This is a genomic window from Geobacter pickeringii, from assembly GCF_000817955.1.
Lineage (GTDB): Bacteria > Desulfobacterota > Desulfuromonadia > Geobacterales > Geobacteraceae > Geobacter > Geobacter pickeringii.
In genome coordinates this window covers 2,128,640-2,151,194 of record NZ_CP009788.1, presented here as the reverse complement: position 1 = coordinate 2,151,194, position 22,555 = coordinate 2,128,640, and the positions used below count along the sequence as shown (strand labels likewise).

Below are 22,555 nucleotides of genomic sequence, written 5' to 3'. Positions count from 1 at the left end.
GTCAGTGCATCGAGGTGTCAATCGGCTTTAAAATAGGACCCTCCATCTGCGTCCAAGGTTGACCCTGGTTGCTGTCGAAATCACAATGTAATATCAGTGGGATAGCCCGCAAATCGGTGGGGCACCCTTGGATGCCGATTCCTCCCGTAAGAGGGTTAACAGCCATTGCGACAAGCCTGGATTTTCCCGTTGCCGTTGTGTTACCATGCCCGCCGCTCAGCCCGTACCCGGAGCACCGGAATTCCCGGGTACAGGAACTGTGACTGCAGTGCCGCGTGATGAAGTATCGCCTCCCTCCCGCGTTTTTCCTCTGAGCAGCACCACTGCGACATCCCTGAGACTTTTTCGACAGGAAAACACCGTACATGCAGACAACATTCGGCATCGACTTCGGAACCACGAACTCGGCGCTTTCGATATACCGTAACGGAACGGTCGAGGTCGTTCCCGTAGATGGCGCCAACTGCGGCCTGCAGTTGATGCGCTCCGTGCTCTACTTCAACGAGGACAACGAAATTTTCGCCGGCCATGAGGCGATTCGCCAGTACGTCGGCGACGGCGCCGCCGGGCGCTTCATGCAGTCCATCAAAACCTTTCTCCCGAATTCGAGTTTCGATGCCACGGAAATCTTCGGCAAGCGCTACACCATCGACGACCTGGTAGCGATCATCCTCAGGAAGCTCAAGGCGCGCGGCGAAGCCTATGTTGGCCGCGCCGTCGACGCCGTGGTCCTGGGCCGGCCGGTCGTGTTTTCCGAGGATCCCCATAAAGATGCCCTCGCGCAGGACCGGCTTGAAAAAGCCGCCAGGAAAGCCGGCTTCAGGCACATCTGGTTTCAGTATGAACCGGTCGCCGCGGCACTGGCGTTCGAGGAGACACTCCAGTCCGGGCAGGAGAAAATAGTCTTCATCGGCGACTTCGGCGGCGGCACCTCCGACTTCTCCATCATCCGCGTGCAGGGAGGCGCCTTTCGCCGGGCAGACCGCCGCAGCGACGTCCTCTCGCTCGGGGGGGTCTACATCGCTGGAGACAAGTTCGACTCCCAGATAATGTGGGACAAGGTGACGCACCATTTCGGCCGCCATGCCCGCTATAAAACCATGGGCAAGGACGAGTGGGTCACGGTTCCCCGGAGCATCGTCCACACCCTTTGCCAGTGGCATCGCATCCCGCTGCTGCGCGCCCGCAAGACGATGGAGCATATCCGCCTGATCAAAAACAATACGGACAGCCCGGAGGCCATCGACAACCTGGAGAACATCATCGACGACAATTACGGTTTCTTCCTTTTTCAGGCCATCGAGAAGGCAAAATGCGCGCTTTCCGACCGGAATCGGGCGGTCATCAGCTTTGCCGAGCGCGATCTGCACATCGAGGAGGAAATCGGGAAGGACGAGTTCGAAACGATCAATGCCGGGAATTTTCACTCGATCGCGGCCTGCATCGACGAGGTGATCGCGCGGTCGGGACTTGCTGCGGCACAGATAGACACTGTCTTCCTCACCGGAGGGACGTCGAAGATTCCCCTGATCCGGGCGCTGTTCATCGAGCGGTTCGGTCAGGACAAACTGGAAAACCGGGATGCCTTCACCAGCGTCGCACACGGCCTCGGCACCAGCGTTCCGCTGTTTGCCGGATGAGCTTCCTTCGACGACAAGTGGCCTGTGCAGAAGGGTTACCTGAAATAGAGAGGAGCTACCGGACTGAAATATACGGTGATCAAGGTGGGAGACGGGGGGCGGGATGATGAAATCCCGTACCGGGAGGAGGGATGAGCGGTTCACGCGCACTCGAGCGTCAACCGCTCAACAGCGAGTTGTAGTTCTTGATGTTCAGCAGCAGAACCGATATTTTCAACTTTTTTACGACAGCGTGCTTAATAAGGACCAGAAAACTGTGATCAAAAAAACCGATGCCATCTATGATGCACCCCTGCAGAAAATAATTGATTTTCAATTCGATGAACGGGTTGTCGCAGTCTTTCCCGACATGATTCAACGCTCGGTCCCCGGCTACGGAATGATTGTATCCAATATCGGCATCCTCGCTGCAAAATACGCCCGGGCCGGGAGTCACTGCTATGATCTCGGCTGTTCCCTCGGGGCGGTGAGCCTGGCTATGCGCCAGCGGATCAAACAGCCTGACTGCGACATTATTTCGGTGGATAACTCCCCGGCGATGATTGAGCGCGCCCGTGAACTCCTGGCTCTCGATACTGTACCGACCATTCCGGTGACGATGCTCTGTAGCGATATTCAGGATGTTACGATTGAGAACGCCTCGGTCGTTGTCCTCAACTTCACCCTGCAGTTCATCCCCCCGGCACAGCGACTGGCGCTGATTCAGCGAATCTATGCGGGGCTCAGGCCGAACGGCATTCTCATTCTCTCAGAGAAGATTGCTTTTAACAAGCCGGGGCGGCAACACTTTCATGAAGAACTGCATCACGACTTCAAACGGGCCAACGGCTACAGCGATCTCGAGATCAGCCAGAAGCGGTCAGCGCTTGAGAAGGTGATGATCCCCGAGACCCTTGCCTGTCATCAAAAGCGGTTGCAGGCGGCAGGTTTCTCTTCCTCTGAACTTTGGTTCCAGTGTTTCAATTTCGTCTCTCTCGTCGCTATTAAATGAAATTCTACGATTCACTCTATCCGCAACTTGCCGCCATGGGGCAGGAGCGTTGGTCTGAGCAACTGCAAACGACCCTGTCCGAGGGACTGCTTCTCGAACGTTACGGCGATATGGCGGGCTTGCTGAGCGCTCTGCAGTCGCTGCCGGAGATACAGCCATCCCGAATTGCGCTGCAGGACAATGTCACCATCGGCTCCTGTGTTGATCTTGGTCACATCGACCGCGAAGAGCTAATCGCCCAGCTCCAGGCTTTTCACCCCTGGCGTAAAGGCCCCTACAATTTTTTCGGCATTGAGATTGATACCGAGTGGCGATCCGACTGGAAGTGGGAGCGCCTCCTGACGCACATCCAGCCGCTGGCCGGACGGAGAGTCCTCGATGTCGGCTGTGGCAACGGTTATCACGGCTGGCGCATGCGCGGCGCCGGCGCCGACTTCGTCCTCGGTATCGAGCCCTTCCTGCTTTCGGTGATGCAGTTCCAGGTAATGCAACGCTACCTTTGCGACCCACGGCATCATGTCATTCCTATTGGCATCGAAGATGTACCTGCTAATCTTGCCTGCTTCGACAGCGTATTTTCCATGGGAGTCCTCTACCATCGTCGCTCGCCCCTCGACCATCTTTTAGAGTTGAAGGGCTGCCTGCGCCCGGGAGGGGAGTTGATTCTGGAGACGCTGATTGTCGAAGGGGACCAGGAGACGATCTTCATGCCGCCAGGACGCTACGCTAAAATGCGAAATGTCTGGTTCCTTCCGTCGATTGCGGCGATGACCTTGTGGTTGCAGCGCTGCGGATTCACGGAGATTGCCTGCGTCAATGCCGTCCGTACCAGCCGCGAGGAACAACGCTCGACGGAGTGGATGCATTTTGAGTCGTTGGCGGATTTTCTTGATCCGGATGATGCGGAGAAGACGATTGAAGGGCACCCGGCACCGCTGCGGGCGATCTTTACGGCGACTAGACCGTAGGGGAGTGAGCAGCAACTAGGAGCCGTCGGACTTCGGTAATCGTAGCGAGAGAATGGAAGATCAAGGCCAGATATTCGGGCATTTGAAGGCTAATAGTGGATCTATTTGTCAAGAATTCCCGGAGATATGGGCTGGCTCTTCTTGATCTGCAAATATAATCTGCCACTCAGATCCATCCACTGTTTGGTCTGATCGGGATGCATGACGTAATGATAAAGCTATTTTATCAGGTTTTTCTCTGTTGACCTGACGTAGGAGTTGTATTGTTAAAGATTGTTACTTTGATGTTGGTGACATCATTACCCTTGATGCTCAGGTAACAACTCAAAAATCGCCACTTTTTACGTCAGTAACCCACTGACATTATTGAGCCGCAGGAGGTGGGGGCGTCAGGACTACAGCGGCGGCATTGGCCTTTTCGCCCAGCGGGTCATGATCGTAGGTTTGGGGGCGCTGGGGCAGTCCATGACATGCTGATTCTCGTTCAGCACACCTAATGACCCTTTGGGGATTTGTAATTATTGGAAAACCTGCCTGCCGTTTCGTAAAGCAATACTGACGCCACTGTAGCCACATTGAGTGAATTCGCCATGCCGTAAATCGGGAGATGAACTACAATATCGGCCAGTTCTAATACCTCCGGACTTACCCCGCGGTCTTCACGACCGAGGACAATACAGAGAGGAAGAGCGTACTGAGCTTCCCGATAATTGATGCTGTCTGACGATATTTCTGCCGAGACGATGCAGTATCCAAGAGTCTTCAATTCTTTGAGGACTTCTGTGGCAGATTCCCGGTACTCCCAATCGACCCATTTCTCCGCGCCGAGCGATCCCTGCCTGACTTTTTTGCTGAGAACCTGAACGGAATTACCACAGATGTAGACCTTTTCGACCAAGAGTGCATCGGCGAGGCGAAGGATTGTCCCGACGTTATGGGCGCACTTCAGGCTGTCTAGCACGATTGTGACTGGAATTCTTGGTAGCCTGTCGAATTCTTGCCGAGACACCTTACCCGCACGGATTTCTTCCTTGGTAAGTGGCTGTCTTGCTGTCATGGTTGACCTCCCGTATGAACTTGAGGTCACGATACCAGCAGTGGGTGTCATTATCGGTCACGCCTGAAGACAGCTTCGGAATCGATTCGACAAAAGTGGCCACACTCAACTCGTGCGGCTATTCGTAGCTCACTCTAGCTGGGGTAGGGCGGGGAAACCTTAAGTCTCTGCAATACAATCCTTAAATCTTCTAGTCACGGTCGCATAGCGCCGTTCCTTCCTCTGTAGCGGACAATATTCATTTCAGGATCGTATTCCAGCCAGTTGCATGGGCGAGTGGAGCCTTGTGATGAATAGACCACGCAGAGGTCCTTCCAGTACAATTCCCCATCACGCTTGCCGGTCGGTTTGAGACCAAGTTTTTGCCAATGTTCTATGATCAATTGAACGTCAATCTGGTTCATGGCGCCGGTCCGGTAGAGATAGTCATCGTGGCAGTCATTCTGGCCAAGATGTTGTTGAAAACCGTCGAGACCGATGTGCTCGATAATGGTGGCAATGGGGATGATTACGTTGATGCACTCGAGGACAATTGCCATTGGCTTTTCCTTGTCTCGCGAAGTGAGTTATGACAGAGGATAGTTGCGTAGCAAGTGTTCTGTACCTTTGCTGGGAATGATTGCGGGACGAAAGTCCTTCTTCAACTTGGCCCCGCTCCTGCATGACAACCTCAATTCTCCGATAATTGTTTGGACATACCTCTCCAATTGATCCACGTAATCGCTTTCATCGGTCTTTGACAAGCCAATGTGGCTTACATCGATGTAGGTAACAAAAAAGTTGTCAAGATAGGCAGCTACGTGGGGAGCCAAAGCAACTATCTGTTCAGAAGAGAGAGAATCCTTTCGGCGTTTTTTGTCAATAATGTTCAGAAATGCATGATCCTCGGATTTTTGTGACGGAAAGAACTCTGATTTGCCGAGTAGCCGGCTGTATAGAATCTTGTGAGTACCTTCACGAAGGCCCAAGAAATGTTCCTGTATGCGCCGGTGAATATTGTTTCTGTGTTTGCCGACGTAGTAGGGTATGAATTCAGAAGTGGCTGCCGTCTTTGGGTTTACGAAACAAAATCCCCAAATATAGACGCCACGCTTTCCCACGTTCTCAGTGTCACGGATGAATTCGGGGTAACTTTCGAGTCTGCTCAGATGTAATTCAGGATTTTTGATTGACTCCGTCATAATGCCCTCCAAGTTGTCATTATTGTCTCCGGTCGTTTCAATATAAACTCACATCAAAAAACGAGGCTTGAGAGGTGGTCCCAGTTTGTAGGACAGGTTGGCGGCGGGAATAAGGTGGATTGCCGGTTGTAGTCATGCCGCCAGTGAGAGAATACGGCCGGCGTAGCCAGGCCGGGGTTTTTGCCAATATGCCTCATGCGGCGTCCGGTCGTCTAGTTTCGAGTGCGGGCGGCGCATGTTGTAGAAATTGATCCAGCGGCTCAAACCTTGACGAACCTCGCTGCCGGTCTCGAAGGCGTGCAGGTAGATGCACTCGTATTTCAGAGAACGCCATAGCCGCTCGATCATGACGTTGTCCCGCCAGCGCCCCTTGCCGTCCATCGAAATGCGGATCTCAGCGTCCTTGAGGACCTTGGTGAACGCATCGCTGGTGAACTGGCTCCCTTGGTCGGTGTTGAAGATCTCGGGTTTGCCGAAGCGAGCCAGGGCGTCTTCGAGCGCGGCAACGCAGAAATCGGCGTCCATGGTGTTGGAAAGCCGCCATGACAGGACCTTGCGACTGGCCCAATCCATGATCGCCGCCAGGTAGAGGAAACCTCGCCTCAGCGGAATATAGCTGATATCGGCGCACCAGACCTGGTTTGGCCGGTCGATGGTCACGCCACGCAGCAGGTAAGGATAGACCCTGTGCTGCGGATGCGGCTTCGACGTGTTCGGCTTCTGGTAGATAGCCGATAGTCCCATCAACTGCATCAGCCGACCGATGCGCTTGCGATTGACGGCATGACCCTCCCGGCGCAAGTGCCGGGTCATCTGTCGGGTGCCATACCACGGTGTTTCGAGATGCTGCTCGTCGATCAGGCGCATCAGTTCCAGGTTCTGTGGGCTTTCGCCCACTGGCTGGTAATAGTAGGCCGATCGTTTGATCGAGAGCAGTTCACACTGCCGGGCAATACTGAGTCGGTCATGGTCGGGTTCGACCAGGGCCTTCCTTCGGGTTGTACTCAGCGACAGCGACCGAAGGCTTTGGCCAAAAAATCCCGCTCCACGGTGAGTTGTCCGATCTTGGCGTGCAGGTCCTTGATCTGATCGTCATTCGCCTTATTGCTGTGCTCGGCGGCTCCGGAAAACACCGCTGCCATGTTCTCGATGGCCTGCCGTTTCCAGTTGGTGATCATATTGGGATGCACTTCATAGCGGGCGGCCAGATCGCTCAGGGTCTGCTCGCCCCGGATCGCTTCCAGGGCAACCTTGGCCTTGAACTCGGCGGAAAAACGACGACGGCTCTTCATGGGTGATCCTCCTTCAACAGGGTAAGGCTGTCCACCTTAACACACTGTCCGATTTTCGGGGACCACCTCTTTGCTTCACGATGAATTGCCGACATGAACCCATACCTTCTTGATCGGCACTTCACACTGAAACTTTGCGGAAACTTTTCGGTTTGGGCGTCTGTTCGTTCTATCTGCAACTCACTATTTTGTTTACGGTCTGCTGCCGTGACCCAACTTCCCTTGGCCAGACTTGAATAGCGCACCGCAGTATAGAAACTCTCCTTTCCCAGGAATATAGTCCGCGCCGGCATCTGCTGAGATTTCGATTGGGTAGAATGCGTTTATCTCGCTGTGATCAGTCTCCGCAACAGGCCACGTTTCCGGGTGATAGAAATGAAAGTCACCCCCAGAACTCGAATTCAACTACCTTGAATATGGTTGTTATGTTGATCCCATCGAGGATCCAGTGGGCTGAAGGGGCAATTTTCATATCATGCAGAGTTCAAAATTCCTCCGCCCACCTGTCCCAGAAACCCGGCTCGTCGTGATGGGCATTTTTCATTGCTATTTCGAGAGGCAGATAATAGAAACGGACATTTTCGTCGCGCATCGTGCCGTCAGGATTTTCAAGATAATTACGGACAAGGCAATAGAGCTCATCCGCTTCATCGAACGGAATATCGATGTAGACTTCGCCAAGGTAGCTGCGAAAGGAGGTGGTGCTGGCTACGGGTCCGCACTCCTGCCAAGTGATGCCATGTTCGTCGAGCCAGGCTAAGACCTTAGCGCGTCTCGGGTCGACACTATAATCATAGCCCCAGCACGAGTCGCTTTCGAAATCTCCCCAATCCGCCGGGTGAAACACGATAAACAGCACGTCCCGTTGCTTTTGACGGGCTATCGCATCGATATGTTCAATCAGCTTCGGCATGTCGTTTCGCTCATCGGGATCACAGGTAGCCCTGCTTGACACTCTGGGTGACTTTCATGCCCAAGAAAAGGAGGGAATACATTAATTGATCGGCATTTGATAATGGAACTTTATCCATTTCAGTGTTTCACATAGACTACATCGTTGATGTGTCATTTCCTGTCACGCTAAAAATGGAGATGCATGTGTTGCGCTGTGCCTGAAAATGACACACAAAGAATGGATGATGAAGGCCATGTGGCAGCTGCTGGACAAATGACATTAAAACCATCTGCTGGTGAATATTGCCGACTTTGAGGTAGGTTATGGAGAGCGAGAGTAAAATCTACCGGCCCCGGCAATTAAACGACAGGCTGACGCTGTATGCCGACTCCCAGTGCTGGATCGAGGGGGAGGCATTGCGGCAGCTGGAGCGTGCGGCGGGTCTCCCGGGAATGGTGCGCGCCGTGGGGCTGCCGGATCTGCATCCTGGCAAGGGTGGGCCGGTTGGGGCTGCCTTTCTTTCTGATGGGCTATTTTATCCTTACTTGGTTGGTGCGGACGTGGGGTGCGGCATGGCACTCTTCTCAACCGATCTGACAATGGCCAAAGCCAAGCCGGAGCGATGGTCCAAGAGGCTCCACGGCCTCGAAGAGTCGTGGGATGGTGACCGTGAAGCATGGCTTGGGGAGCGGCAGGCTCTTGGGGCCGGTTTCGCTTCATCCATTGGGACAATCGGCCTTGGTAATCACTTTGCTGAACTACTCACCATGCAGAAGGTCCATGATGCTGAAGCCTGCCGCATGCTCGACATTGAGGCCGGAGGTCTTCTGCTTCTGGTCCACTCCGGATCGCGAGGAGCAGGGGAGACGCTCCTCAGGGACCACGCAGACCGGTTTCGCGATTCTCCACTCGTTGCCGGCTCCTGCGAGGCTGAACAATACCTTGCCCGCCATGCCTTAGCCAATGCTTACGCCGCTGCGAACCGGGAGTTGATTGCCTACCGACTGCTCGAACAGCTGGGCAGCGGCTACCACCGGATCCTGGATCTGGCCCATAACGGCATTGAACGGACCGCCAATGGTCATTTTCTGCATCGCAAGGGTGCGGCGCCCAGCGACCATGGCGTGGTGGTGATCCCTGGCTCCCGTGGTTCATGCAGTTTCCTGGTCATGCCGGTTGGGGGGCAGGCGGACAACCTCTGGTCCGTGGCCCACGGTGCAGGCCGCAAGTGGAGCCGCTCCGAGTGCGAGGGACGTCTGCGGACAAAGTTTCCAGCCGCATCACTGCAACGGACAAAGCTGGGAAGCCATGTGATCTGTGAGGACCGGCAGCTTCTCTACGAAGAGGCACCCCCGGCGTACAAGGAGATACGTACGGTTATCGACGCTCTGGTGTCTTTCGGTTTGGTGAGGGTGATTGCGGTACTTTCGCCGGTGCTGACTTACAAAGTGCGGAGGCATTGATGAAGGAGGGAGCGGTGGACTTTGAGGAAAGATTTCATGCGGCGGCCGAAGCTGTGCGCAGGGCCGGGGCTATTGTCATCACCGCCGGCGCCGGCATGGGAGTCGATTCAGGACTTCCCGATTTTCGAGGTGATGCGGGCTTCTGGAAGGCCTACCCCCCATACGAGCGACTCGGCATATCCTTTGTTGATGCAGCCAATCCTACTCATTTCAATCGGGACCCGGCCTTCGGCTGGGGTTTTTACGGCCACCGGACAAATCTTTACCGGGCAACGGAACCCCACGCCGGCTTCGGCATCCTGCTGCGTTGGATCGAACGGTTCGGGCTCAACTACTTTGTCGTAACCTCCAACGTTGATGGCCAGTTTCAGAAGGCGGGATTCGCCGAGGAGCGGATTCTGGAGGTACACGGATCCATTCATTATCTCCAGTGCACAACGCGCTGCTCACCGGCCATCTGGGAAAACAATGAGGATATCCCCGTCGACGAGTCAACCATGCGGGCAGGCTACATTCCCCGCTGCATCCATTGCGGTGCCGTGTCCCGCCCCAACATCTTCATGTTCGGCGACTATGCCTGGGTGAGTGACCGTTGTGCCGGGCAGCAGCGCAAATTCGGCGAATTCCAGGCTGACAACCGCCGAAGCCGTCTCGTGGTGGTTGAGATGGGGGCCGGAACGGCCATTCCGACTATTCGTTATCACACTGAAAAGTTGGGCTCACTTCCCGGGGCGACTGCCATCCGTATTAACCCGCGGGAACCGTGGATCAGCGCGCGCCACATCTCGCTTCGATACGGCGCTCTTGAAGGGCTCGCCGGGATCGATACCATCCTTTCAGAGGCATCTCCCTCATGATCATAAGAAGAAAAGCCCAAAAAGGTCCGCTCTCCGGCGCGTGGAGATCGCCAAGGAGTGTCCTGGCTGCTAGGGGGCGGGGGCGCTGATGGCAATCTTACTGCAAATCACCTCCGGACGTGGCCCGACAGAGTGCGCCTGGGTAGTAGCCCGGCTCTCCGCCATCCTGTTGAAGGAGGCCTACCGCCTGGGACTTCTTGCTGAGGTCATTGAGCAGGAACCTGGGCCCCTTGCAAACACGTCCTTGTCTGTCCTGATTCACTTGGACGGCGTTGGCTCAAACGAGTTTGCCCGTCGGTGTGAAGGGGTCATCCAGTGGATCGGCATATCCCCATTCCGTCCGCACTATCAGCGCAAGAACTGGTTCGTCGGCGTTCGCTCTATAGCAATCCCTGAACCGATCACTTTCGCGGCCTCGGATGTACGCTTCGAAACCTTCCGCTCTTCAGGTCCCGGTGGGCAACATGTGAACACCACCGACAGCGCCGTCCGAGCTGTGCATCTGCCGACGGGAATCTCCGCAAATGCCAGCGAAGAGCGGTCGCAGACGGCAAACCGTAAAAGGGCGCTGGAACGGTTGTCGATACTTATTGCCAGGCGGAAAGAGAAGCAGGCACTATCTGTCCGCCAGGAGCGATGGAGCGCCCACAACGAACTCGAGCGGGGTAATCCGGTAAGGGTCTATGTCGGGCAAGAGTTCCGTCTACGGACTGGTGACAAGAGGGACTGACCGTTCGCTGCATCGCGTTTTCTGTCATGGTTTCCTATCGCTACGAAGATCACGCTAATTATCCTATGTTCTCCTGCACGAACAGTCTGTCGCTCATAAGCTCCAGCGCCACCAGGCTGCCCATCTCTGGCAAGAGATCGCCGTAAACACAGCCGTTATCCAAGCGGATGTGGGGGCCGGTCAGTCTTTGTTTAATACTCGATAGCGGGAGCGGCGTATGTCCGCTGACCAATATCCTACCGGCGAGCCTGGACTCATCCACTTCGGTGGAGCGTTTCCACAGCATTGCATTCTCGCCTTCCTGCGAAAGGGGCTCATCAAGATCGAAATCCAAACCGGCATGGACAAAAATGTGGGTGTCGGTTACGTAATACAGCGGAAGACTCAACATGAACTGGATATGCTCAAAGGGTATCTCCAAGGGATGAGTCACACCATAGCTTTTTAGCGTAGCGTAGCCGCCGTTATCGAGCCATTCGGCCAATCCCCTATTGGGCGGCGCCCGCAAAGATTCAAGCAACAGATGTTCATGATTACCCTTGATCGGTCGGGTATCGTATCCGTTAGCCTGCATCTCCATGATGTTTTCGATGACACCTTTGCTGTCCGATCCACGGTCGATATAATCGCCAAGCAGGTACAAGGTGTCGTTTTTTTTCAGGTGCAACATATCGAACAACAGACGTCGGAATGTCCGGCAACAGCCATGAATGTCGGCTATGACAAAGGTCCTGGATCCAGGCATGGTAGAGTCTCCCTATTGTCCCCCCGAACAGCACCACCTTCTCCTGGCCTGGTGGGCGATGATGTTGGTCTCGACGCAGTGATGCCATCTCTCGACTATGACGATACAGGGACTGCCCTCATCAAGGGCTGTTCTCAACAGGATATTTATGTAGCAATACCGTCTTAGCAGCCACATGACCAGTCCTCTGTCCATTCCGCATTGAAGCGGGTGATAAAAGTTGATAGTCTACCGATACACCCGATGCGTGACATTTTCTGGCATTGCGGCCTAATGGTGCCGTGATGGATGCAATGGGAGGGATTTCGATGCTGAAGCGGGAGAAAGACAGCTGGGCGAGGCAGCTGGTGGACATGATCGAGACGGTGAAGCTTCTCAGCCGCCCCCAAGGGGCCTCGATCAATGAGATCGTCGAGAATACCTCCGTCGAGCGGCGAACTGTGTTCCGGCTGTTCAAGACCCTGGAGAAGAACGGGCTCCCGGTCCACGAGGTGGCCACAGGGATCATTGAGCGCCAGAAGCGCTACCAACTCGAGGAGGGTGCAGTCCTCAAGACCCCCAACATGGCGGCCCTCAACTATGACGAGATCCTTTCACTCTATGCCCTGCGTGGCAACATGGGGATATACAGCGGTACCATGATCGAGGAGTCGATCGATTCGGCTTTCCGGAAGCTTGGCCTCATCCTCCCGGCGGGGATACGCAAGGCGATGGAACGCTACGCGACACTCTTCATCCCGACGGTCAAGGCCGCCAAGGACTACAGCGCCATGCAGGAGACGATAGACGAGCTCCACTACGCCATGCTCAACAGCAAGATCTGTACGATAACCTACCATTCCTTCCACGATGACACGGAAAAGACCTTCAACATTCATCCGCTCCACTTTTTCGAGCGGGACGGGGGGCTCTATCTTTTCGCCGTAGCAGCACGCTTTGGCAATGTTCGCACCCTCGCTGTCGAGCGGATCCTCTCCCTCGAGATTGCTGAACAGGAATTCACCTATCCCGAGGACTTCAACCCGCGGGAGCTCCTGGACTCCGCCTTCAACATCATATTTGACGACCCCATCGCGGTAACGGTCCGTTTCTCCGCTGATAAGGTCCGCTACATCAAGGAACGGCGCTGGGCGAGCGAACAGACGATAACCGACGAACCGGATGGCTCCGTCATTCTGGAGATGAAGACTTCGGGATGGGGTGAAGTGAAGCGGTGGTTGCTTTCCTTCGGCCCTGTTGTTGAAGTTTTGGAGCCGGTAAAACTGCGGGAGGAGGTGAGGGAGGAGTTGCGGGCGGCTCTTGGGGTTTATGGATAAATCGCTGGGACATGCTTTCGCCGCAACTGAGGTAGGCTACTGCCTGAAGCGCCAACAAACCTGTACTTCGGTGACTGATACAATGCGGTTAACCAAGATCAGCAAATTTCTGAGCCTGATTCTGCGGCACAGACCGGAGGCCATCGGATTGCGACTCGACCAGGCTGGATGGGTAAATATTTCCGAACTTATTGAGAGAGCCTACCAGTCGGGTGTGAGAATGACGTCCGAACAGCTTCGCCAGGTCGTAGCCACAAGCAACAAGCAACGCTTCAGCATCAGCGCTGATGGCACCCGTATCCGCGCGAACCAAGGTCACTCGACTCCGGTAAACCTCGGGTTACAGGCAATGGTGCCACCTGAGATGCTTTATCACGGGACATCAATCCGAAGCCTCAAAGCCATCAGGAATGAAGGCATTAGAAGGGGTGGGCGCAACCATGTTCATCTCTCGCAGGATGAAGCCATGGCGCGCGACGTTGGCAGACGTCACGGCCCGCCGGTAGTGCTGACCATCATGGCGAGAGAAATGGCTGATGCTGGGTTTTCCTTTTACAGGTCGGTCAATGGGATCTGGCTGACAGAATGGGTGCCGACGATCTATATTTCGTTTCCCCCCGAGAGATCATAAGGTTATTGAGCGGCTTCCCTTAACCTAGTTTCACTATGGTCTCACTGGATTCGTGAAGTCTGACGATTTCTGATGCAGTTAAACGAAACTGAAGCCGGATAGAAATTTGGAATAAGTGATTGAAATATAAACGCATTATATTTGTTGTTCAGAATTTGAGACTTCAGTCTGGCTGGATTCGAATCCCGTTTCCCGCTCCAGCTAACTATAAGGAATCCTTCGGGATTCCTTTTTTATTGCCTCGACTTTCACCAAAAAGTTTTTAATGTGAGGGCCGGGGCTTTGTTTTGCTGCGGTAATTCAAGCGGTTGCATCGGCCAGGGAATCATTTTGGTGTATCCGACTGTTCCCCAACCCTTCCGTTTTGGTTCCACGAAGTCCCGGCCGAAGTATTCCAGAATCTTCCAGAACTCCTCCTCCACCCCGTCGATGTAATCCCCGTAGACCATCTTCTTGCTCCCATTTTGACACTCTCTTGACCACTTGCTCAGGCATTTTGAACCTCCCTTTATGCGTGATGGTATAGGGTGAAAATCATGGATGGACCATCATGATTCGAGAGTGGGGAGCAGCCATGAAGATTTATCGCTTCAATCCCGAAACCGGTTTGTACCTCGGAGAAGACTTTGCCGATGACGCATCGATGAGACACGGGGAATTCAAGATCCCTCCGGATGCAACCACGATCATGCCGCCGGCGGTCGAGTGTGGTCAAGTCCCTGTCTATCTTGTAGGTGAACGGCGCTGGGCAGTTCAACCGCGATCCACGAACGGCCGCAACGAGTAAACCAATTGACTCTGCGCCCGTTTGGCCAGGCGCGGCAGGGGAATTCCTCCAAATTGCAGTATACTTCGCTTGAAACGGATCATTCCGAGGGAGACGCTTGTCATGTCCGCATATGAATGGCTGGAAACGATCCTCTTTCTCGTCGTGCTACTGGGCATGGTCAAGCCGGTCGGCACCTTCATGGCCAGGGTCTTCCAGGGGGAGCGGACCTTCCTGACGCCGCTCCTCGACCCGTGCGAGAAACTTATCTACCGGATCTGCGGGGTAAACCGGGATGAGGAGATGGAGTGGAAACGCTACGCCGTCGCCATGCTCCTCTTCAACGGAATAGGCCTCCTGGCGCTTTTCATGCTCCTGGTCTGCCAGCGGTTCCTTCCCTTCAACCCCCAGAAGCTGCCGGGGTTTTCATGGCATCTGGCCCTCAACACCGCCGTGAGCTTCGTCAGCCACACCAACTGGCAGGCCTATGGCGGTGAATCGGCCGCCAGTTACCTCTCGCAGATGGCGGGGCTCGCCGTGCAGAATTTCCTTGCTGCCGTCACGAGCATCTGCATCCTTGTCACCCTGATGCGCGGCTTTTCCCGGCGAAGGTCTCCCACCATCGGCAATTTCTGGGTCGACCTGACCCGAAGCACCCTCTACCTCCTTCTGCCGCTCTGCCTCGTTGCTTCGGTGGCGCTGGTCTCCCAGGGGGTCATCCAGAATGTTGCCCCCTACCGGACGGTGCCGCTCGCGCAGCCGATTACCTACGACAAACCGAGGCTGGACCAGGGGGGAACACCCCTGAAGGATTCCAGGGGGAACCCCGTTACCGACCGGGTGACGGTGAGGGAGGTCTCCATCCCGATGGGGCCGGTCGCCTCCCAGGAGGCGATCAAGAATATCGGCACCAACGGCGGCGGTTTCTTCAACGCCAATGGGGCCCATCCCTTCGAGAATCCCACGCCGCTCACCAACTTCCTGGAGTGCCTGATGATTCTCCTGATCCCGGCGAGTCTGACCCATACCTTCGGGCGGATGGTCGGCAACCCCCGCCAGGGGTGGATGCTCCTCGGCGTCATGCTCGCCATTCTGCTTCTGGCATTCGGGGTCCTCTACCGTGCCGAGATGTACGGCAATCCGCTGGTGGCGAAGCTCGGAGTCCATGGCATCAACATGGAAGGGAAAGAGCTTCGTTTCGGCCTAGGGGGAAGCACGCTCTTCACCGTTGCGACGACCGGCACCTCGTGCGGGGCAGTGAACACCATGCATGACTCGCTGACCCCCATCGGCGGCATGGTTCCCCTGATGCTGATACTCCTGGGGGAGGTGGTCTTTGGCGGGGTTGGCGCCGGCCTCTTCACCATGCTCTCCTTCGTGATCATCGCCGTCTTCATTGCCGGGCTCATGATCGGGCGAACCCCCGAGTACCTCGGCAAGAAGGTGGAGGTGCGGGAGATGTGGCTGTCGATCCTGACGGTTCTCACCGCCGGGATAGTGACCCTCGTTCTTACCGGGGTCTCCCTGCTGCTGCCGGCAGGGACCTCCGCCATGGCCAATCCCGGCGCCCACGGTCTCACCGAGGTGCTCTACGCCTTTGCGTCAGCGGCCAACAATAACGGCAGCGCCTTCGCGGGGCTGAACGCCAACACCGTCTACTACAACCTGACGACCGCCGCCGCCATGCTCATGGGCCGCTTCGTCCCGGCACTGGCCGTACTCGCCATGGCCGGTTCTCTGGCAGAGAAGAAATACGTTCCCCCCAGCCAGGGAACCCTGCCGACCGATACGCTGCCGTTTGCCCTCTGGCTGGCGCTGGTGATCCTGATCGTCGGTGCCCTGACCTTCTTCCCGGCCCTGTCGCTCGGCCCCATTGTCGAGCATCTGACCATGGTGGGGGGTAAATAGCATGTCCATGCACAAGTCCGAACCGATTTCCATCTTCGACCGCCGGATCATGCGACCGGCACTGGTCGAATCCTTCAGAAAGCTCGATCCCCGCCAACTCTGGCGCAACCCCGTCATGTTCTGCGTAGAGATCGCCAGCGTCATCACCCTGGTGACCTTCATGATGTCGCTCACCGGCGCCAACAGGGAGCCTGCCTGGTTCACCGGCCTGGTGTCGATCTGGCTCTGGCTCACGGTCATCTTCGCCACCTTTGCCGAGGCACTGGCCGAGGGGCGCGGCAAAGCCCGGGCCGCCAGCTTGCGGAAGACCCGTACCGAGGTGACGGCCAAACGACTCAGCAAGCCGGAATTTGGCAGCGATTGTACCCTGGTCGGCGCTGACCAGCTTCGCAAGGGTGACTGCATCCTGGTGGAAGCAGGAGAACTGATCGCCGGCGACGGCGACGTGGTGGCCGGCGCGGCCCTGGTGAACGAAGCGGCCGTGACCGGAGAGTCGGCCCCGGTGGTGCGCGAATCGGGGGGCGACCGGAGCGCGGTCACCGGCGGCACCACGGTCATCGCCAACGCGATCATCGTCAGGATCACCGCCAATCCGGGGGAGACCTTTCTGGACCGGATGATCTCCCTGATCGAGGGGGCCAAACGGCGCAAGACCCCCAACGAGATCGCCCTGGAGGTGCTCCTGATCGCCCTGACTCTGGTTTTCCTTCTGGTCTGCGCCACCGTCAGTCCACTTTCCATCTACAGCGTCAAGGCCGCCGGCCAGGGTTCACCGGTGTCGCTGACCGTCCTGACAGCCCTGTTCGTCTGCCTGGCACCCACCACCATCGCCGCGCTTCTGCCTGCCATCGGCATCGCCGGCATGGACCGGCTCTTCCAGAAAAACGTCATCGCCCTGTCGGGGCGGGCCATCGAGGCGGCTGGCGACGTCAACGTGCTGCTCCTGGATAAGACCGGCACCATCACCCTCGGCAATCGTGAGGCGGTGGATTTTGTCCCTGTGGGCGGCTACAGCGAGCAGGAGCTGGCCGAGGCGGCCCTGATGGCGTCACTCACCGACGAGACCCCCGAAGGGCGGAGCGTTGTGGCGCTTGCGAAGCAGAAGTACGGACTGAATGGGGAGGCGCTCCCGGCCGACGCCGAGAACATCCCCTTCAGCGCCGATACCCGCCTCTCCGGCGTCAACGCGGGTGGCAAGCGGTACCGTAAGGGGGCCGCCGACTCCACGGTTGCCTTCGTCAGGACCCTGGGCGCGAAGGCCATCCCCAGCGAACTGGCGGGTGAGGTCGACAGGATCGCCCGTGCCGGGGCAACCCCGCTCGTGGTGAGCCGCGATGCCGATATCCTGGGCGTCATCAACCTGAAAGATATCATCAAGGGGGGGATCCAGGAGCGGTTCCAGCAGTTGCGGAGCATGGGGATCAAGACCGTGATGATCACCGGCGACAACCCCCTCACCGCTGCCGCCATCGCGGCCGAGGCCCAGGTGGATGATTTTCTGGCCCAGGCCAGGCCCGAGGACAAGCTCCGCCTCATCAAGGAGAACCAGGAGGCAGGGTTCATGGTGGCCATGACCGGCGACGGCACCAACGACGCCCCGGCCCTGGCCCAGGCGGACGTGGCGGTGGCAATGAACACCGGCACCCAGCCGGCCCGGGAGGCGGCCAACATCATCGACCTGGACTCGAATCCCACGAAACTTCTGGACATCGTCGAGGTGGGGAAACAGATCCTCATGACCCGCGGCAACCTCACTACCTTCAGCATCTCCAACGACGTGGCCAAGTACTTCGCCATCATTCCAGCCATGATGCTCTCCGTCTATCCTCAGTTGGGGGTGCTGAACGTGATGCACCTGGCGACCCCCCTGAGCGCAATCCTCTCGGCGGTCATCTTCAACGCGCTCATCATCCCCCTCCTGGTGCCGCTGGCCCTCAGGGGAACCAGATTCCGCCCCATGCCGGCGGAAAAGCTCCTGATCCATAACCTCCTTATCTACGGGGCCGGAGGAATCATCGCGCCGTTCGTGGGGATAAAGGGGGTCGACCTGGTGATCGGGATGTTTGCGTAGGGAAAGGGGAAAATCGTGAACGACATAAAACCGGCTCTTCTGATGTTCGTCATCTTTACCATCATCTGCGGCGGCATCTATCCGGCGGTGGTGACCGGGATTGCCCAGGCCGTATTTCCGAAGCAGGCCATGGGGAGTTTCATAACCGATGCAAAGGGGCGCGAGATCGGGTCGACACTCATCGGCCAGCCCTTCTCCGACCCGAAGTATTTCTGGCCCCGTCCCTCGGCAACCGCTGACTTCGGCTACAACCCCATGGGCTCCGGCGGCTCCAACGCCGGTCCCACCAATCCCGACTACCTGAAAACGGTGGCCGATCGGGTCAAGGCGCTCAAGGCTGCGGACGTCACCACCGGGATTCCGGCCGACCTGCTCCAGGCCTCGGCCAGCGGCCTCGACCCTCACATCTCGCCGGACGCGGCGGACGTACAGATCCCCCGCGTCGCCAAGGCCCGGGGGATGAAGGCGGACGAGGTGCGCCGGCTCGTATCGGCCCACACCGAAGACCGTCAATTCGGCTTTCTTGGCGAGGTACGTGTGAATGTGCTTGCACTGAATCTGGCATTGGATAGACTGGCGCCATGACCGATAGCGACGAAAGACGCCCCTCGCCGGAGGCGATGCTGAAGCTGGCCCAGGCCGAAGCAACCGAGGCGAAACGGGGAAAGCTGAAGATTTTCCTCGGCTATGCCGCCGGCGTCGGGAAGACCTACGCCATGCTGGAGGCGGCCCGCCAGCGGAAACGGGAAGGGCGGGACGTGGTGGCCGCCTACGTGGAATCCCACGGCCGGGCCGAAACCGATGCGCTTCTCGAAGGGGTGGAGGTCATCCCCCCGGCTCGGGTTGAGTACCAGCGGGTCACGCTTCGAGAGGTGGACGTGGATGCGGTTCTGGCCCGCAAACCCCACATCGCCCTGGTGGACGAGCTGGCCCACACCAACGCCCCCGGCTCGCGGCACGAGAAGCGCTGGCAGGATGTGGAGGAACTCCTGGCGGCCGGCATCGACGTCTACACCACGGTCAACGTCCAGCACTTCGAGAGCCTGAACGATGTGGTGGTGCAGATCACCGGCATCGCCGTGCGGGAGACCGTCCCCGACAGCCTCCTGGACCAGGCGACGGAAATCCGGCTCGTGGACATCCCGCCGGAGGATCTCCTGCAGCGTCTGCGGGAGGGGAAGGTTTACGTGCCGGAGCAGGCCGCCTTTGCCACGGAGAAGTTCTTCCGGCCCGGCAACCTCATCGCCCTGCGGGAGCTGTCGCTGCGCCGGGCCGCCTCCCGGGTGGAGGAGGAGATGCGGGCCTACATGGAGTCGCGGGCGATTCCGGGGCCCTGGCCGGCGGCCGAGCGGCTCCTGGTGAGCGTCAGTGGCAGCCCGTACAGTGAGCGGCTGATCCGCACCACCCGCCGGCTGGCGGATGAGCTGAAGGCACCCTGGTTCACGGTCTACGTGGAGACTCCCGGTGGCGGGCGGCAGGAGCAGGAGAACCGGAAGCGGATCTGGAAGTATCTCCGTCTGGCGGAAAGCCTCGGCGCCCAGGTTGCCAGCGTGACCGCCACGTCGGTGGCGGAGGCGGTGATCGACCATGCCCGCAGCCACAACGTCACCAGAATCGTGGTCGGTAAGCCGGCCAAGCCACGCTGGCGCGAGTTCCTGCGTCTTCCCCTCGTCGACCAGATCATCCGCCTGAGCGGCGCCATCGATGTGCACGTCGTCAGCTTCGAACCGGTCGAAGCCAGAAAGGGACCGGCCATTTCCCGGCAGAGAAGGCCGATCTCCCTTACCGGTCACCTGGCGAGCCTGGCCCTGGTTGCCGCGGCTACCCTGGTCTGTCTCCTCGTCCGTCCCTTCCTGGCGCCGACCAACATGGTCATGATCTACCTGCTGGCGGTGGTTCTGGCGGCGCTGCGGCTCGGCCTCAAGCCGGCAATCCTCACCGCCTTTCTGGGGGTCCTAGCATTCGACTTCTTCTTCGTCCCGCCGCACCTGACCTTTGCCGTGGCAGACACCCAGTACCTCATCACCTTTGTCGCGCTCTTCACCGTCGGGGTGGTCATCAGCACCCTCGTCTCCAAGGTGCGCGAGCGGGCCGAAGCGGTGCGGGAACGGGAGGAGCAGACCGCGTCCCTCTATTACCTGAGCCGCGACCTGGCCGCCGCTGCCGATATCGGAACGCTCGTGGAAGCCGTGGTCAGAAACATCGGCGAATCGCTGTCAGCCGGGACTGCCGTGCTTCTCCCCGAAGGGGACCGGCTCAAAGTCGCTGCCGCAAGCAAAGGACTCAAACCCGACATGAAGGAGATGGCCGTGGCGGACTGGGCATTCCGCAACCGTCAGCCGGCGGGGCAGGGGACCGAGACTCTGGTCTCGGCAGGGCTTCTCTATCTGCCGCTCCAGACATCGGGGAGTCTCCTCGGGGTACTGGGGGTGAGACTGAATAACGACGCCGACTATCGCTCCACCCCGATCCGTCGCCTTCTCGACGCCTTCGCCACCCAGACCGCCATGGCGCTGGAGCGGGTCCAGCTTTCCCGGCAGGCCGAGCAGGCCCAGATCCTCCAGGCACGGGAAACCCTCGAACGGGCCCTCCTCAACTCCATTTCCCACGACCTGCGTACCCCCCTCGTCTCCATAACCGGCGCCCTTGATACCCTGCGGGAGAAGGTTCACACGCTGGCTGACGACGCCCGGATGGAGTTGCTCGACACCGCATGGGAAGAGGCGGAGCGGCTGAACCGCTTCGTCGGCAACCTCCTCGACATGACCCGCCTGGAAGCCGGGGCGATCAAGCTGAAGAAGGAGCTGTGCGATGTCCAGGACCTGGTCGGATGCGCCCTGGCGGCGCTCGAAAGGCGGATAGGGAGGCGAAAGGTCGGTGTTAATCTCCCCCCTGATCTGCCGCTTGCCAGGATGGACATGGTTCTGATGACCCAGGTGCTGGTAAATCTGCTCGACAATGCGTTAAAGTATTCTTCTCCGGAGAGCGGGATCGAAATATCGGCCCGAACAGAGAGCGGCACGCTCTCCATGGAAGTTGCCGACCGGGGTCCCGGTATCCCCGAACAAGACCTGAAAAGGGTCTTCGACAAGTTCTACCGGATTCCGATCCCCGAAGGGGCCCGGGGGACCGGCCTGGGGCTCTCCATCTGCAAAGGGATCGTCGAGGCCCACGGCGGCGCGATCCGCGCCGAAAACCGCGCCGGCGGGGGGCTGCGGGTGACCGTCACCCTGCCGTTGAAGTAGCCTTTGGAATAATGATGCAGGAAAATCAGGAACGAATGGAAAGGACGCTGTGCAATGGCGAATGAAAAAAGCGGAGCCAATCTGCCGCGCATCCTCGTGGTTGATGACGAGACGGCGATTCAGCGGTTCCTCCGGACCGCCCTCTCAACGGGGGAGTTCTCCCTCCACCATGCGGAGAGCGGTCATGAGGCCCTGGCCGCGGCGGCAACGGTTCGGCCGGATGTCATCCTCCTCGACCTGGGGCTTCCCGACCTAGATGGAATCGAGGTGATCAGGCGGGTCCGTGAATGGTCGCAGGTACCGATCATCGTCCTTTCCGTGCGGGAGCGGGAGGATGACAAGGTGGAGGCGCTGGACGCCGGCGCGGACGATTACCTGACCAAGCCGTTCGGCGTGACGGAGCTCGTGGCGCGCATCAGGGTGGCGCTTCGCCGTTCCTTGCAGCAGGCCCCCGAGCCGGTTTATCGGGTCGGCGGGCTGGAGGTGGATTTATCCCGCCGCAGGGTGCTGACAGGGGGGAGTGAGGTACAACTGACGCCGACGGAGTACGAGTTGCTGCGTCTTCTGGTAACCCATGCGGGGAAAGTGCTGACTCACCGCCAGATCCTCAGCCAGATATGGGGGGTTGCCTACCTCGAACAGCCCCACGTGCTGCGGGTGAACATCAGCAACCTGCGCCACAAGCTGGAGGATGACCCGTCCCGTCCCCGTTACATCCTGACCGAACCGGGGGTGGGCTACCGGTTGCGCGCCGATTCGTAACCCCTTGACCGCCCCCCTTGTGCCCGCTTCGAATCGG

Annotated in this window: 21 protein-coding genes; 14 read left to right on the top strand and 7 right to left on the bottom strand. The window is 58.0% G+C overall.

Annotated features, from left to right (window positions below; translation table 11 throughout):
• The first annotated feature begins 365 nt into the window (after nucleotides 1–365).
• The 3 genes from GPICK_RS09650 (at nucleotide 366) to cmoB (ending at nucleotide 3,599) form a co-directional block, all read left to right on the top strand.
• Complete coding sequence (locus tag GPICK_RS09650) at nucleotides 366–1,640, top strand: Hsp70 family protein (RefSeq protein WP_039742635.1); 1,275 nt, start codon at nucleotides 366–368, stop codon at nucleotides 1,638–1,640.
• A gap of 103 nt (nucleotides 1,641–1,743) precedes the next feature.
• Nucleotides 1,744–2,631: a carboxy-S-adenosyl-L-methionine synthase CmoA gene (gene cmoA, locus GPICK_RS09645; protein ID WP_236685527.1), complete on the top strand. Its 888-nt coding sequence runs from the start codon at nucleotides 1,744–1,746 to the stop codon at nucleotides 2,629–2,631.
• A complete protein-coding gene (gene cmoB / locus GPICK_RS09640; RefSeq protein ID WP_039742632.1) occupies nucleotides 2,628–3,599 on the top strand; it encodes a tRNA 5-methoxyuridine(34)/uridine 5-oxyacetic acid(34) synthase CmoB in 972 nt (323 codons plus the stop codon). The genes cmoA and cmoB overlap by 4 nt, the downstream gene beginning before the upstream one ends.
• Nucleotides 3,600–4,092: 493 nt before the next feature.
• On the opposite strand, the gene GPICK_RS09635 is transcribed toward cmoB, so the two are convergent.
• From GPICK_RS09635 to GPICK_RS09610, 5 genes are all read right to left on the bottom strand, one after another.
• Entirely contained in the window at nucleotides 4,093–4,656 is a 564-nt protein-coding gene (locus tag GPICK_RS09635) for a TrmH family RNA methyltransferase (RefSeq protein WP_039742630.1), read from the bottom strand.
• A gap of 194 nt (nucleotides 4,657–4,850) precedes the next feature.
• On the bottom strand, nucleotides 4,851–5,195 hold the full coding sequence (locus GPICK_RS09630) for a hypothetical protein (RefSeq protein WP_039742628.1): 345 nt from the start codon (nucleotides 5,193–5,195) through the stop codon (nucleotides 4,851–4,853).
• Nucleotides 5,196–5,222: 27 nt separating this feature from the next.
• Nucleotides 5,223–5,837 (bottom strand): hypothetical protein, encoded by a 615-nt coding sequence (locus GPICK_RS09625; RefSeq protein ID WP_039742626.1) that lies wholly within the window; start codon nucleotides 5,835–5,837, stop codon nucleotides 5,223–5,225.
• Between the two features lie 132 nt (nucleotides 5,838–5,969).
• A protein-coding gene (locus GPICK_RS09620) for an IS3 family transposase (protein WP_144400011.1) occupies nucleotides 5,970–7,129 on the bottom strand; the annotation gives its coding sequence in 2 pieces (ribosomal slippage) (nucleotides 5,970–6,868 and nucleotides 6,868–7,129; 1,161 coding nt in all).
• 484 nt (nucleotides 7,130–7,613) lie between these two features.
• Nucleotides 7,614–8,042 carry a hypothetical protein gene (locus GPICK_RS09610; RefSeq protein ID WP_039742624.1) on the bottom strand — a complete coding sequence of 143 codons (429 nt, stop codon included), beginning with the start codon at nucleotides 8,040–8,042 and terminating at the stop codon, nucleotides 7,614–7,616.
• Between the two features lie 305 nt (nucleotides 8,043–8,347).
• Here GPICK_RS09610 and GPICK_RS09605 point away from each other — a divergent pair, with 305 nt between their 5' ends.
• The 3 genes from GPICK_RS09605 (at nucleotide 8,348) to prfH (ending at nucleotide 11,074) form a co-directional block, all read left to right on the top strand.
• Nucleotides 8,348–9,487, top strand: a complete 1,140-nt coding sequence (locus GPICK_RS09605) for an RNA ligase RtcB family protein (protein ID WP_052263387.1) — start codon at nucleotides 8,348–8,350, stop codon at nucleotides 9,485–9,487.
• A gap of 14 nt (nucleotides 9,488–9,501) precedes the next feature.
• On the top strand, nucleotides 9,502–10,344 hold the full coding sequence (locus tag GPICK_RS09600) for an SIR2 family NAD-dependent protein deacylase (RefSeq protein WP_039745600.1): 843 nt from the start codon (nucleotides 9,502–9,504) through the stop codon (nucleotides 10,342–10,344).
• An 88-nt stretch (nucleotides 10,345–10,432) separates the two neighbouring features.
• A complete protein-coding gene (gene prfH / locus GPICK_RS09595; RefSeq protein WP_039742622.1) occupies nucleotides 10,433–11,074 on the top strand; it encodes a peptide chain release factor H in 642 nt (213 codons plus the stop codon).
• A gap of 58 nt (nucleotides 11,075–11,132) precedes the next feature.
• On the opposite strand, the gene GPICK_RS09590 is transcribed toward prfH, so the two are convergent.
• Nucleotides 11,133–11,819: a metallophosphoesterase gene (locus GPICK_RS09590; RefSeq protein WP_039742620.1), complete on the bottom strand. Its 687-nt coding sequence runs from the start codon at nucleotides 11,817–11,819 to the stop codon at nucleotides 11,133–11,135.
• Nucleotides 11,820–12,127: 308 nt separating this feature from the next.
• Here GPICK_RS09590 and GPICK_RS09585 point away from each other — a divergent pair, with 308 nt between their 5' ends.
• Nucleotides 12,128–13,135 carry a helix-turn-helix transcriptional regulator gene (locus GPICK_RS09585; protein WP_158414172.1) on the top strand — a complete coding sequence of 336 codons (1,008 nt, stop codon included), beginning with the start codon at nucleotides 12,128–12,130 and terminating at the stop codon, nucleotides 13,133–13,135.
• Nucleotides 13,128–13,766: an RNA 2'-phosphotransferase gene (locus tag GPICK_RS09580; RefSeq protein ID WP_201773193.1), complete on the top strand. Its 639-nt coding sequence runs from the start codon at nucleotides 13,128–13,130 to the stop codon at nucleotides 13,764–13,766. Before GPICK_RS09585 ends, GPICK_RS09580 begins: the two co-directional genes overlap by 8 nt.
• Before the next feature lie 248 nt (nucleotides 13,767–14,014).
• Here the strand turns inward: GPICK_RS09580 and GPICK_RS09575 are convergent, their stop codons facing one another.
• A complete protein-coding gene (locus tag GPICK_RS09575) occupies nucleotides 14,015–14,215 on the bottom strand; it encodes a hypothetical protein (RefSeq protein WP_039742616.1) in 201 nt (66 codons plus the stop codon).
• A gap of 125 nt (nucleotides 14,216–14,340) precedes the next feature.
• On the opposite strand from GPICK_RS09575, the gene GPICK_RS09570 reads away from it, so the two are divergent.
• From GPICK_RS09570 to GPICK_RS09545, 6 genes are all read left to right on the top strand, one after another.
• Nucleotides 14,341–14,553 carry a hypothetical protein gene (locus GPICK_RS09570; protein WP_039742614.1) on the top strand — a complete coding sequence of 71 codons (213 nt, stop codon included), beginning with the start codon at nucleotides 14,341–14,343 and terminating at the stop codon, nucleotides 14,551–14,553.
• Nucleotides 14,554–14,655: 102 nt separating this feature from the next.
• Nucleotides 14,656–16,440, top strand: a complete 1,785-nt coding sequence (kdpA, locus tag GPICK_RS09565) for a potassium-transporting ATPase subunit KdpA (RefSeq protein ID WP_039742612.1) — start codon at nucleotides 14,656–14,658, stop codon at nucleotides 16,438–16,440.
• Nucleotide 16,441: 1 nt separating this feature from the next.
• Nucleotides 16,442–18,511, top strand: a complete 2,070-nt coding sequence (gene kdpB / locus GPICK_RS09560) for a potassium-transporting ATPase subunit KdpB (protein ID WP_039742609.1) — start codon at nucleotides 16,442–16,444, stop codon at nucleotides 18,509–18,511.
• Nucleotides 18,512–18,526: 15 nt separating this feature from the next.
• A complete protein-coding gene (gene kdpC / locus GPICK_RS09555; RefSeq protein WP_039742607.1) occupies nucleotides 18,527–19,096 on the top strand; it encodes a potassium-transporting ATPase subunit KdpC in 570 nt (189 codons plus the stop codon).
• Nucleotides 19,093–21,756: a sensor histidine kinase gene (locus tag GPICK_RS09550; protein ID WP_039742605.1), complete on the top strand. Its 2,664-nt coding sequence runs from the start codon at nucleotides 19,093–19,095 to the stop codon at nucleotides 21,754–21,756. The genes kdpC and GPICK_RS09550 overlap by 4 nt, the downstream gene beginning before the upstream one ends.
• 54 nt (nucleotides 21,757–21,810) lie before the next feature.
• A complete protein-coding gene (locus GPICK_RS09545; RefSeq protein ID WP_039742602.1) occupies nucleotides 21,811–22,518 on the top strand; it encodes a response regulator in 708 nt (235 codons plus the stop codon).
• Nucleotides 22,519–22,555: the final 37 nt, after the last annotated feature.